Here is a 12244-nt window from a genome sequence, read left to right as displayed (position 1 = left end):
GGGAGGTGAAACTTTCACCCCGCGCCACTGCGACGGGAAAGCCCTTTCCGCTGCTCACCGCGCCCGCCGCGACAAGGCGGTGAAGGCTGGAGAGATCTTGACATGTCCCATTATTTGTATGACCTTCCCCGGTCAGATACCGTCCCGGCGGGAGCGCTCCCAAACCATCGGACCCCCGACCGGAACACGGAGACCGCCATGCCCCGAGTCCGACCTCACCCCTCGGCGCGCCGCGCCCTCGCGCTGCTGCTGTCCGTGGTGACGATCTGCGCCATCGCCCTGTACGGCCCCATGACCGGTACGGCCTCCGCGCACGGCTCGGTCATCGACCCGGCGTCCCGCAACTACGGTTGCTGGCTGCGCTGGGGCAGCGACTTCCAGAACCCCGCCATGCAGCAGCAGGACCCGATGTGCTGGCAGGCCTGGCAGGACAACACGAACGCCATGTGGAACTGGAACGGGCTGTACCGCGACAACGTCGGCGGCAACCACCAGGCCGCGATCCCTGACGGCCAGCTCTGCAGCGCCGGCCGGACGCAGGACGGCCGCTACCGCTCCATGGACACCCCTGGAGCGTGGACCATGGCCAACCTGGGCGGTACCTTCGACATCAGGCTGCACGACCAGGCCCGCCACGGCGCCGACTACATCAGGGTCTACATCACCCGTCAGGGCTACAACGCCACCACCACGCCGCTGGGCTGGAACCACCTGGAGCTCGTCCGGGAGACCTCTCGTTACGCGCCCGCCGAGACGTACATGATCAACGGCGTCGGCAAGGGTTCGCGCACCGGCCGTCACGTGGTCTACACGATCTGGAAGGCCTCGCACATGGACCAGACGTACTACATCTGCAGCGACGTCAACTTCAGCTGAGCCGGGCACACGCGCCGGGGAGCCCGCGCCCGGCGCGTCACCGGCTGGTCGAGATGCGTACGGCCGGCCCTGACCGGTTCCGCGCGCTGCTGCCCAGGGTGGTGGCGCTCCGGGCGCGCGTGCGTACGGAACAGAGCGTGTTCAAGAGGGACGGCCCTGAGAGACAGCCCTGAGAGACAGCCCTGAGGGACGGCCCTGAGGGACGGCCCTGAGGGACAGCGCCGGGAGACGCGCCCTGGGAGATGGCCCTGCGAGACGGCGCTGGTGGACAGGACGGACGGACAGGGCTGAGGGTCGAGTCATGACATTTCCGACTTTCACGTCCAGCCAGAGTGAACCCCGAGCCCGGGGCGAGGAACTCGGCTCCCACCGCCGCGCGGCCATCGCCGCCAACCTCGCCGGCTACACCGACCTGTTCAGGGTCGCCGGCGCCACCCCCGCGCAGGTCCGCGCGTGGGGCGAGCAGGCGCTCGACCGCAGCGCCGCCTGGGCTCCCCGGCTGGCCGACGAGATCGCCGGGATCGCGTCCGGGGCCGGGCTGGAGCCGTGGCAGGTCGCCGTGGTCAACGCCAGGACCGAGATCCTGGCCGCCCTCCACGCGAGCGGCGAGGGGGAGTGCTCGACGTCCGTCGTGCTGCCGGGCCCCGGCCTCCCGCCGCGTACGGTGCAGACCTGGGACTGGCACGACCACCTGCGCGACGCCCCCATGTTGTGGGAGCTGGCGCCCCGCCCCGGGCACGTCGTGCGCACGTTCACCGAGTCGGGGGCGCTGGCCAAGATCGGGGTGAACACGGCGGGCCTGGGCGTGCACTTCAACATCCTGCGCCACGACGCCGACACCGCCGAGGTCGGCGTGCCCGTGCACCTGATCGCCCGCCGCATCCTGGACGAGGCGGCCACCGTCGAGGAGGCCGCCGGCATCGCCCGCTCGGCCACGGTCTCGGCCTCCACCGTCATCACCGCCGTGACCGCGGGCGGCGCGGGCTCGATCGAGATCTCCCCGGCCGGCGTGGCCGTCATCCCGCCCGATCCAGGCGGCGTCCTGATGCACTGCAACCACTTCCTCGACCCCGCGCTGGCCGCGGGGGAGCGGCACGCCACCGAGCGGCCCGGCACGTACGCCCGCCTGCGGCACCTGCGCGACCACGCCGGCGAGCTCGGCGGCGACGACCTGACGAAACGCGCGCTCGCCCTGCTCAGCCACGGCCCCGACGAGGCGCCCGTGTGCGCCCACCCCGACCTGTCGCAGCCGATCCACCAGAGGTGGGAGACGCTGGCCACGGTCGGGCTCGACGTGCGGGCCGGGCGCCTTCGAGTGCACCAGGGCGGGCCCTGCCGGGTCACTGAGGCGACCTGGCAGACGTTCTGATCGGCGGCCCGTCAGCTGAACGCGCCGATCCCCGTGAGCGCCTTGCCCAGCACCAGCGTGTGGATCTCCGACGTCCCCTCGTAGGTCAGCACGGACTCCAGGTTCACGGAGTGCCTGATCACCGGGTATTCCAGGGTGACGCCGCTCGCGCCGAGCAGCGTGCGGCACTTCCTGGCGATCTCCAGGGCCTCGCGCACGTTGTTCAGCTTGCCGGCGCTCACCTGCTCGGGGGTGATCGTGCCGGCCTCCTTCAGCCGCCCGAGGTGCACCGCGAGCAGCAGGCCCTTGCCCAGCTCCAGCGCCATGTCGGCGAGCTTCTCCTGGGTGAGCTGGTAGGAGGCGAGCGGCCTGGCGAACACCTGGCGGTCGCCCGCGTACGCGATCGCGGTCTCCAGGCAGTCGAGCGCCGCCCCCATCGACCCGAACACGATCCCGAACCGCGCCTCGTCGAGGCAGCCCAGCGGCCCGGACAGGCCCCTGGCGCCCGGCAACATCGCCGCGCCGGGCAGCCGCACCCCGTCGAGCACCAGCTCGCTGGTCACGCTGGCGCGCAGCGAGATCTTGTGCTTGACGTCGTTCACGGTGAAGCCGGGCGTGCCCGCGGGGACCAGGAAACCCCTGACGCCCTCGTCCGTGCGGGCCCAGACCACCGCGACGTCCGACACCGAGCCGTTGGTGATCCACATCTTGGTGCCGTTCAGCACCCAGTCGCCGCCCTCGCGCTTGGCCGTGGTGCGCATGCCCCCGGGATCGGAGCCGAAGTCGGGCTCGGTCAGGCCGAAGCAGCCGATGCGCTCGCCGGCCGCCATCGGGGGCAGCCACTCCTGCTTCTGCTCCTCGCTGCCGTACTTCCAGATGGCGTACATGGCCAGCGACCCCTGCACCGACACCAGGCTGCGCAGCCCGGAGTCGGCCGCCTCCAGTTCCAGGCAGGCCAGCCCGTACGAGACCGCGCCCATGCCCGCGCAGCCGTAGCCGTCGAGGTGCATGCCGAGCACGCCGACCGAGCCGAGCGTGCGGGCCAGCTCGCGCGCGGGCAGCTCGCCGTCCTCGAACCAGCGGGCGACGTGCGGCCGGATCTCCCGGTCGCAGACGCGCCTGACCGTGGTCCTGATCTCGCGCTCCTCCTCGGTCAGCAGCGTGTCGAGGGCGAACAGCGCGGTGGGTGCGATCATGACTCTCCATATATTGGATCCAATATTGAAAATCCAATATGCCACGGCTAGGGTGCGGTGACCATGGACGTTCTCACGCTCACCGCCGCCGGCCTCGTGGACGCCGAGCCGGCCCCCGAGACCGCCTGCATCGGGGCGCCGGCGTGAGCGGCGGGGCGCTGTCCGGGCTGCTGGTGGCCGACTTCAGCCGGGTGCTGGCCGGGCCCTACGCCACGATGCTGCTGGCAGACCTTGGCGCGGAGGTCGTCAAGGTGGAGCGGCCGGGCACGGGGGACGACACCCGCGCCTGGGGGCCGCCGTACGCGCCCGGCGGGCAGGCCACCTACTTTCTCGGCGTCAACCGCAACAAGCGCTCGATCGCCCTCGACCTCGGCGACGAGGCGGACCTGGAGGTCGCGCGGGCGCTGGCCACGCGGGCCGACGTACTGGTGGAGAACTTCAGGCCGGGCACGATGGACCGGCTCGGGCTCGGCCACGACGCGCTGCGCGTGCTCAATCCGGGGCTGGTGTACTGCTCGATCACCGGGTTCGGGTCCGGCGCCGGGGCGGGGCTGCCCGGGTACGACCTGATCGTGCAGGCCGTGGGCGGCTTGATGAGCGTCACGGGAGAGCCGGACGGTCCCGGCACCAAGGCGGGCGTGGCTCTCGTGGACGTCATCACCGGCCTGCACGCCGCCCTCGGCATCCTCGCCGCGCTCCGCCACCGCGACCACACCGGCGAAGGCGGCCACCTCACCGGAACCGGCCGGCCGGGTGCGGGCGGGACGCGACCCGAGGACGCCACGTCGAAGACGGACGTCCGCGAGCACGAGGGCGGCGCGCGGGAACCAGGGGCGGGGCAGCGGGTCGAGGTGTCGTTGCTCTCCTCCCTCCTGTCGGCGCTGACCAACCACTCCTCCGCCTACGCCGCCGCCGGCGTGGTGCCGAGGGCCATGGGCAACCGGCATCCCAGCATCGTCCCGTACGAGGTGTTCCAAGCGGCCGACCGCCCGCTGGTGATCGCGGCCGGGAACGACCGCCAGTTCCAGGCCCTCTGCGCGGTGCTCGACCGGCCGGATCTCGCCACGGACGCCCGGTACGCCACCAACGCGGGCAGGGTCGCCGCCCGCGACGTGCTCGTCGCCGCGCTCGACGACGCCCTGCGGGAACGCCCGGCGGACGAGTGGTTCGGACGGCTCACCGCCGCCGGGGTGCCCTGCGGCCCGATCAACGACCTGGCCGCCGCGTTCGCGCTCGCCGAGGAGCTCGGCCTGGAGCCGTCCGTACGGCTCGACGGGGTCGGGCAGGTCACCGCCCCCGTACGCCTCAGCGCCACCCCGCCCTCCTACCGCCGTCCGCCGCCCGAGCTCGGGCAGGACGACGCCTGGGTTCGTGAGATATTGGGGCCGTGAATCCGGACGGGGCAGGGCGCAGGCCGCCGACGGCCCAGCAGTTCGTGCTGGCCGAGCTGCGCCGCGCCATCACGACCGGCCGCCTGCGCCCCGGCGCCCCCATCCGGCAGGACGCGTTGGCGGAGGAGCTCCAGGTCAGCCGGGTGCCGCTGCGCGAGGCGCTCAAGACGCTCGAAGGCGAGGGGCTGGTCACGCACCAGGCGCACAAGGGCTACTGCGTCGTGACGCTCTCGCTCGACGACCTGCGCGAGGTCTACCGCATCCGCGAGTTGCTGGAGGAGGAGGCCGTGCGCCGGGCCGTGCCCCTCCTCACCGACTCCGACCTCGACCGGCTGGAGGCCGCGCAGCGCGACGTCGAGCGGGCCGCCGCGGCGGGCGACGTGCTCGCCATGGCCATGGCCAACCGGACGTTCCACATGACGCTGTTCGACTGCGCGGGCATGCCCCGGCTGGCCCGGCTGATCAGGACCTTGTGGGACACGACGGACGCCTACCGGTCGATGTACTACGGCGACGGGGGCAACCGCGAGCGGGTCGTCAAGGAGCACCGGGCCGCCCTCGACGCGCTCCACCGCCGCGCCGCCGACGAGGCCGTCGCCATCCTCGACGTGCACCGCGACCACGCGGTCACCGAGCTGCGGTCCCTGCTCCCCGCCGCGCCTTGACGGCACGAGCCTCGTCCGCGCGGGCGGCGCGTCCTGCGGCCCGCTTGGCTTCCCCGCGGCCTGCCGGCGCTTCCGGACGCCGACCGTCAGGTCGTCCGACGCCCGGTTCGCGGCGGTCGTGACGGCCGGCGGCGGTCGCGCGCCGGCCAGATTGCCGGACCACCCCGGCTATCGGTTCTGAGTGAAGGCGAGTGGCACACCGCAGGCGTCTTCGGCGGTGACGTGGAAGCCGTCGGAGGTGGTGTGGGTGGCGATCATGTTGTGCTCGATGAGTTCGCGCGCGGCGGTCAGGTCGCGGACGGCCACAGTGTGGGCGGCGAGCAGGGGCAGGCCGGGCACCGCGTGGCCGGGGAGATGGTCGCCGAGCGAGGACTGCGGAATGATCTCCACCCGGCCGTGCCGTAGCGGGAGCACGTGTTTGGGGCCGTCGATCCACACGTCAGCGTCCAGGATGCGGGCGTAGCGCTCTTCGTGGTCGTCGACCTCGTCGTCGGGCACGACCAGCAGCACGCTGTGCAGGCCGACGGCGCCGTTGGGATGATCGAGATAGTGAGACTGGTGAACGTACTGAGGGGTGCGGTGCAGTGTTGCCTGGAGCGCCCCTTCGGGGGTGTAGGCGGCATCGATGCGGACGCTGTCGGCGCGTACCGTCCGCGGGCCGTCGGGGGTGGAGACCTCTCGTTCCAGCGCACGGATCCCGGTGGAAACCAGGCCGGTGGCGCGTAGCCGTTCGGCGGTGGCCTGAATGTCGCGCGAGCCGAGGGTCATGAGAAGGCCGGGGCAGGTCTGGCGAAGCTGGTGAACGCCCCAGGGGTCGGGGGCGGACGGGTCGACGATGCCGAGCAGTTCGATGAATGATCGCCCGAAGTAGGCGCACCGGTTGGCGGTGCAGGTGGGCAGGAGCGGGCCGCCGGGTCGTTCGGCCAGGTGGTGGGGCGAGACGGGGCTGAGGGTGAAGCCGAGCGCCTCATAGCGGGCGGAGGCCGCGGCGAGGTCGGTGGTGATGAGCACGGTGTGGTCGATGTAGTCGATGTCGGCGGCGTGTTCGGCGGTCATGTGCGATGTCCTCGATGGATTCGTGGTGGTATGCGAGGTCGGCGGTGCTGGGCGCGTGGCCTCATGCGGCCGCCGCGACGGCGGCGGCGACGAACAGCACTTGCAGGGCCGTACGTGCGGGTAGGGGGGTCACCGGCTTTCCGGCCAGGGTGAGGCCACGGCGGGCGGCTGAGACGTTGGCCGGGAACATGGCGAGCATGAGCAGGGCCAGCCCGATCGCCGCGTATGGAGCGCTCGGCGCGAACAGCAGCCCGGCGGCGCCGGCCAGTTCCAGGACGCCGGTGAGGGTGACCAGCAGCGCCGGGCGCGGGATCGCCGCCGGGATCATCGCGACGAAGTCGCGGCGCCATGAGGGCAGGAAGTGCGGCACGCCGGTGAAGACGAACATCAGGCTGAGTGCGCCTCGCAGGGCCGGCTGCCAGGCATCGAGTGTGTCGATGCCGGCCAGACCGATGAGACGCAGGACGACGAAGCCCCCTGTGAGGGCGATGAACGGAACCATCCCGTCCTCCAATCTTGTCATCGGAAAGATTGGAGGGGATTCCCTATCTTGTCAATGTCAAGATAAAGTTGCGTCATACCGAACGCGGAGGTGAGAGAGATCGATCAGCCGGCCTACCACCACGGCAATCTGAAACGCGTCATCATCGACGCCGCCCTTCAAGCCATCGGCGAATCCGGCCCGGCAGGATGGAGCCTGCGCGAGCTGGCCCGCCGCGCCGGCGTCTCACACGCCGCCCCCGCCCACCACTTCGGCGACAAGCAAGGTCTGCTGACAGCCGTGGCCGCCGAGGGCTTCGCCCTGTTCGCCGACGCTCTTGAACGCGCCGCCGCCGACGTGTGGGAGGTCGGCGTCGCCTACGTCCGCTTCGCCATCGACCATCGGCCCTACTTCGAGGTGATGTTCCGGCCCGAGCTCTACCGCGCCGACGATCCCAGCGTCCAGTCCGCGCACGAGCGCGCCGCCGGCGTGCTCATCACCAGCGCCCACGCACTGTCGCCAGGCCCTGAACAGGACCGGATGACCACGATCGCCGCTTGGTCGCTCGCCCACGGCTTCACCAGCCTGTGGCTCAGCGGAGCCCTGCCGGAAAGCACCGACGGAGACCCGGAGGCCCTGGCCCGTTCAATGATCCGCCTCGTCCTCGGCGCCCTGCGATGACGGTCAGGCCTGCGGACCGGCGAGCAGAGGGCCGGGTCTCTTCGCCCGGCTCAGGGTGAGAGGCCCGCGGCGACGCCGTCGAGAACCAGTTGCAGCTTGCGGTCGAACCACGTCGCGGCCGGGTCCGTGAGCGCCTGCCGCATGAGCGGAGCGAGCTCCGCGCCCACCGCCTCGGCCCAGGCGTCGGCCGTGCTGTCGCGGACGACGCTCTCGCCGGCCGGCGCGTCGAGCTGCTTGCCCCTGCTGAACACGTCGATCGTCAGGTCGAAGACGGTGTCGACGGCGAGGAAGGCGTTCTCGGCCGTGAAGCCGTAGCCGATCAGGCTGCGCACCGACGCGCCGAAGCGGCGCATCACCTCCTCCGGGAAGCGGGTGAGCCTGAGGAACTCCTTGACCAGCCCCGGATGCCGTTCCAGCACGTGCCAGACCGCGGCGGCCTGCGCCTCCAGGTCGGAGCGCCACTCGCCGGCCGGCTCCGGCCACGGGGCGGCGGCGACGGCCCGGTCGATCGCCACCATGACCAGCTCCTCGCGGTCGGCGACGTGGCGGTAGAGCGCCGAGTGGGCGACCTGGAGCCGGTCGGCGACGGTGGCCAGGGTGAGGTTGTCGAAGCCGACCGCGAGGGCGGCGTCGGCGATGGCGGGCCGGGTGATGCGCGGGGGACGGCCGCGCGGGCGGCCGCGCACCCGCCACTCGCGCCCGGGACCTCCGGGGACCGCCTGCTCGCCGCCCATCACGCTCCCCGATCCCCGCTCACGCGCCCGCCTCTCGCCCGAGCACGTCGCGGCGGGGGCGGCTCGCCGGGCTCATGCCGGCTGGGTCAATCGCCAGCCGCGGGCTCGCGTTCGTTCCGTCCAGAACGCAGCGTACCGGCCGTCGAGGTCGAGCAGCTCCCGGTGGGTGCCGCGCTCCACGACGGCGCCGTCCTCCAGCATGACGATCTGGTCGGCGGCGGCGATCGTGGTCAGCCGGTGCGCGATGACGAGCAGGGTGCGGTCGCGTGCGAGCGTGGCGAGCGCGTCGATCAGGGCGGACTCGTTCTCCGGGTCGAGCGCGGCGGTGGCCTCGTCGAGCAGCACGATCGGGGCGTCCTTGAGCATCGCTCGGGCGATGGACACCCGCTGCCGCTCGCCGCCCGACAGCGTGGCGCCGGCCTCGCCGATCCTCGCCTGCCAGCCGCCGGGCAGGCGCTCGGCGATCTCGTCGACCCGGGCCAGCCGGCCCGCCTCGCGCACCTCCTCGCCGGTGGCCTCGGGACGGCCGATCCTGATGTTGTCCTCCAGGGTGCCCTCGAACAGGTAGACGTCCTGGAACACGATCGACAGCTGCGCCATCAGGTCCTCCGGCGCGTAGTCGCGCACGTCGTTCCCCGACACCCGCACCACACCCGAGTCCGCGTCCCAGAAGCGGGCGATGAGCCGGGTGAGCGTGGTCTTGCCGGAGCCCGACGGCCCGACCAGGGCGGTCACGGTGCGGGGGGCGACGGTGAAGCTCACGTCACGCAGCACCGGCCGCTCGGCGTAGGCGAAGCCGACGCCGTCCAGCTCGATCGACGGCTCGCCCGCCCGCGCCCAGTCGGTCGCCGGGCCGGTCGCCGGGCCGGTGACCGGCAGCGGCGGGGTGTCGAGCACCGCCTTGATGCGGCGCAGGCTGCCGCGCGCCATGCGCAGCTCGCCGCCGACGTCGGCGGCGGCGAGCAGCGGCTCGGTGAACCGCACGGCCAGCACCAGCACCCCGACCAGCTCCGGTACGTCCACCGCGCCGCCGAGCGCCAGCGCGCAGCCGGCGATCAGGATCGCGGTGAAGGCGAGCTGTACGGTCAGCGCGACCGTGCCAAGCCCCGGCAGCGTGGTGCGCAGCAGCCGTCGCAGCGTGCTGCGCTGCCGCACCAGCGCGTCGTCGAGCAGGTCGTAGCCGTCGGCGGTGCGCCCGAACGCCCGCAGCGAGGGCTGCTGCCTGGCGAACTCCACCACCCGGTCGGCCCCCTCGGCGCCGGCGTCGTCCATCGCGGTGTCGCTCCGCTGCACCAGGCTCTGCGTCCACCGGAACGCCAGCCACAGGAACGGCGCCGTGAGCAGGGCAGCCAGCCCGAGCCGCCAGTCGAAGACGAACATGCACACCAGCACGGTCGCCGGCGCCGCCACCGCGCTCACCACCACCTGCAGCAGGTGGGCGGGCACGCTCATCACGTCCATGACGCCCTTGCCGACGAGCTGCCCGAGCCGCCCCACGCGGTCGGCGCTGAACCAGCCGACCGGCAGCCCGGCCACGTGGTCGCCGAGCCGGTGGTAGAGGGTGCGCAGGGCGGCCAGGCCGACCGCGTAGCCGTACTGGGCCTGCACGTAGGAGGCGACGGCGGTGGCCGCGACCACGGCGGCGAACGCGGCCAGCCACGGACCGACCGCCTCGCCCGACAGCAGCGCCCGCAGCACCGGCACCAGCAGGGCGAACGACAGGCCCTGCAGCACGCCGTACACGGCCATCGCGAGCAGGCTGCGGCGCAGGCGCGCGCCGTGTTCGGGACCGAGCACGGCCCCCAGCTCTCCGATCATCTTCCCGTCCAATCCCGCTCGTCGTCGCGTACGTGCGCCGCCCACATCCGGGCGTAGAGCCCGCCCGCCGCGAGCAGCTCGTCGTGGGTGCCGCGTTCGGTGATCCGGCCGCCGTCGAGAACGGCGATCTGGTCGGCGCCGGTGATCGTGCTCAGCCGGTGCGCGATGACCAGCAGCGTGCGCCCGGCCACCAGCGTGGACAGCGCGTCCTGGATGGCCGACTCCGACTCGGGGTCGGCGAAGGCCGTGGCCTCGTCCAGCACCAGGATCGGCGTGTCGGCCAGCAGGGCGCGGGCGATCGCGACGCGCTGCGCCTCGCCGCCGGACAGGTGGGCGTCCTCGCCGACCACCGAGTCGTAGCCGCGCGGCAACTCCGCGATCCGGTCGTGGATCTGCGCGGCGCGCGCCATGCGCTCGATCTCCTCGCGGCCCGCGTCGGGGCGGCCGAGCGCGATGTTGTCCGCCACGGACGTGCGCAGCAGCTGCACGTCCTGCAGGACGAAGCCGACATGGTGGTACAGCTCGGCGGAGCCGATGGCGCGCACGCCGGCCCCGCCGACCGTGATCTCCCCCGCGTCGGGGTCGTAGAAGCGGGGCAGCAGCTTGGCCAGCGTGGACTTGCCGGAGCCCGACGGCCCGACGAGCGCGGTGACGGTGCCGGGCTCCAGCGAGAGGCTCACCCCGCGCAGCACAGGCGTCGTGCCGTCGTAGGAGAACGACACGTCGCGGAAGTCGACCGCGTGGCCGACCGGGCGCACAGGGGTCTCGGGCTCGGGCAGCGGCGGCGTGTCGAGCAGCGCGGCCACCCGCCCGGCGGACTCGGCCGCGCTCCTCAGCCGCATCGAGCCCATGTCGAGGGCCAGGAAGGGCGCCGTCAGCGCCACGCCTACCAGCACGAACGGCAGCACGTCGACCGGCTCGATCCAGCCGTTCGCGGCGAACAGCGCGCCCCCGGCCGCGGACACCAGCAGCATGGCGGGCGGCGAGATGAACGCCATGGACAGGCCGCTGAGCCGGAGCATGGGGCGCACCCAGGCACCGAAGAAGCCGGCGAAGTCGTCGGCCGCCTCGGCGAAGCGCCGGTAGGAACGCCGGGTCTGGCCGAACGTCTTGATCACGGCGATGCCCTGCACGAACTCGACCACGGCCGAGCTGATCCGGCTGTTCGCCTCGCTCCAGCGCCGCATCTGCTCGTCGTAGCCGCGCATCATGATCGCGAACGCGGCGGCGAACAGCGGCACCGGGATGAGCACGACGAGCGTGAGCCGCCAGTCGACGTACAGCAGGTAGGCCAGCGCGGCCAGCGGGGTCACCACGGCCGCGAGCAGGTCGAGCGCCGCGTGCGCGACGAGGTGGTGCATCTCCCTGACGTCGTCCTGGAGCACCTTCTTGACGTGGCCGGAGTTGCGCTCGCCGAACCAGCCCAGCGGCACCCGCGACAGGTGCGCGGCCATCCGGCGACGCAGGTGGAGCTGCAGGTCGGCGTCCGCGAAGTGGGTGATCGCGCCGGCCACCCCGAAGGAGACGAATCTGACCAGCAGGCCCGCGACGGCGAGTGCGGCGATCGGCCAGACCCGGCCGGGGCCACCGGCTCCGGGGCTGAGCAGCACGCGGGCCAGCTCCGCCACGCACACGAAGGGCACGAGCGCCGCGATCGCGTACACGACCTGGAACGCGGCGGCGGCGATGAGCCGTGGCCTGATGGGGGCGAGCAGCGCGATGAGCGCGGCGCGGCCGGGGGCGGGCGTGTCGTCGCCGTCCGGCGCGGGCGCCACGGGGACGGCCGCCTCGGCGGTGATGGTCATGGGATGGGCCTCCAGCGGTTCGCGGGGTGCCCTCTATTTTGTTACAAGCTGTCTTGAATAGGCAAGGGTCGCCTAACCATGGTCGGGGTGGTCAGGGGTGGGGCGTCCAGCGCCTAGTGATCATGCGCTGACCAGGCGTGATCTGCGGTCGGTTGCCGCGTTCCATTTCGCGGATTCGCCGCGAGGCGTTCAC

General features: G+C 72.5%; 11 protein-coding genes. 5 read left to right on the top strand and 6 right to left on the bottom strand.

Annotation, left to right across the window (positions count from 1 at the left end):
• The first annotated feature begins 198 nt into the window (after positions 1–198).
• Together ACZ6SA_RS01385 and ACZ6SA_RS01380 are read left to right on the top strand one after the other, a co-directional pair.
• Positions 199–876 carry a lytic polysaccharide monooxygenase auxiliary activity family 9 protein gene (locus ACZ6SA_RS01385; RefSeq protein WP_347641999.1) on the top strand — a complete coding sequence of 226 codons (678 nt, stop codon included), beginning with the start codon at positions 199–201 and terminating at the stop codon, positions 874–876.
• 301 nt (positions 877–1177) lie between these two features.
• Complete coding sequence (locus tag ACZ6SA_RS01380; protein WP_347642000.1) at positions 1178–2245, top strand: C45 family peptidase; 1068 nt, start codon at positions 1178–1180, stop codon at positions 2243–2245.
• 11 nt (positions 2246–2256) lie between these two features.
• Here ACZ6SA_RS01380 and ACZ6SA_RS01375 read toward each other — a convergent pair whose 3' ends face one another.
• The gene (locus ACZ6SA_RS01375; protein WP_347642001.1) at positions 2257–3420 is read right to left on the bottom strand and encodes an acyl-CoA dehydrogenase family protein; all 1164 of its coding nucleotides are present in this window, start codon (positions 3418–3420) and stop codon (positions 2257–2259) included.
• A gap of 143 nt (positions 3421–3563) precedes the next feature.
• On the opposite strand from ACZ6SA_RS01375, the gene ACZ6SA_RS01370 reads away from it, so the two are divergent.
• Entirely contained in the window at positions 3564–4811 is a 1248-nt protein-coding gene (locus tag ACZ6SA_RS01370; RefSeq protein WP_347642002.1) for a CaiB/BaiF CoA transferase family protein, read from the top strand.
• Positions 4808–5476, top strand: a complete 669-nt coding sequence (locus ACZ6SA_RS01365; RefSeq protein ID WP_347642003.1) for a GntR family transcriptional regulator — start codon at positions 4808–4810, stop codon at positions 5474–5476. The genes ACZ6SA_RS01370 and ACZ6SA_RS01365 overlap by 4 nt, the downstream gene beginning before the upstream one ends.
• A 168-nt stretch (positions 5477–5644) precedes the next feature.
• Here ACZ6SA_RS01365 and ACZ6SA_RS01360 read toward each other — a convergent pair whose 3' ends face one another.
• Positions 5645–6532: a VOC family protein gene (locus ACZ6SA_RS01360; RefSeq protein ID WP_347642004.1), complete on the bottom strand. Its 888-nt coding sequence runs from the start codon at positions 6530–6532 to the stop codon at positions 5645–5647.
• A gap of 61 nt (positions 6533–6593) precedes the next feature.
• On the bottom strand, positions 6594–7055 hold the full coding sequence (locus ACZ6SA_RS01355; RefSeq protein ID WP_347642005.1) for a DoxX family protein: 462 nt from the start codon (positions 7053–7055) through the stop codon (positions 6594–6596).
• 69 nt (positions 7056–7124) lie between these two features.
• Between ACZ6SA_RS01355 and ACZ6SA_RS01350 the strand changes: the two genes are divergently transcribed.
• Positions 7125–7694 (top strand): TetR/AcrR family transcriptional regulator, encoded by a 570-nt coding sequence (locus tag ACZ6SA_RS01350; RefSeq protein ID WP_347642006.1) that lies wholly within the window; start codon positions 7125–7127, stop codon positions 7692–7694.
• Positions 7695–7744: 50 nt separating this feature from the next.
• Here the strand turns inward: ACZ6SA_RS01350 and ACZ6SA_RS01345 are convergent, their stop codons facing one another.
• From ACZ6SA_RS01345 to ACZ6SA_RS01335, 3 genes are all read right to left on the bottom strand, one after another.
• Positions 7745–8428: a TetR/AcrR family transcriptional regulator gene (locus ACZ6SA_RS01345; RefSeq protein ID WP_347642007.1), complete on the bottom strand. Its 684-nt coding sequence runs from the start codon at positions 8426–8428 to the stop codon at positions 7745–7747.
• A gap of 72 nt (positions 8429–8500) precedes the next feature.
• Positions 8501–10246 carry an ABC transporter ATP-binding protein gene (locus ACZ6SA_RS01340; RefSeq protein ID WP_465825967.1) on the bottom strand — a complete coding sequence of 582 codons (1746 nt, stop codon included), beginning with the start codon at positions 10244–10246 and terminating at the stop codon, positions 8501–8503.
• Positions 10243–12051, bottom strand: coding sequence for an ABC transporter ATP-binding protein (locus tag ACZ6SA_RS01335; RefSeq protein ID WP_347642009.1), 1809 nt, complete (start codon positions 12049–12051; stop codon positions 10243–10245). The genes ACZ6SA_RS01340 and ACZ6SA_RS01335 overlap by 4 nt, the downstream gene beginning before the upstream one ends.
• Between the last annotated feature and the right edge of the window lie 193 nt (positions 12052–12244).

The organism is Nonomuraea sp. NPDC049378 (genome assembly GCF_055586745.1).
This window is presented reverse-complemented; position numbering and strand designations above follow the sequence as displayed.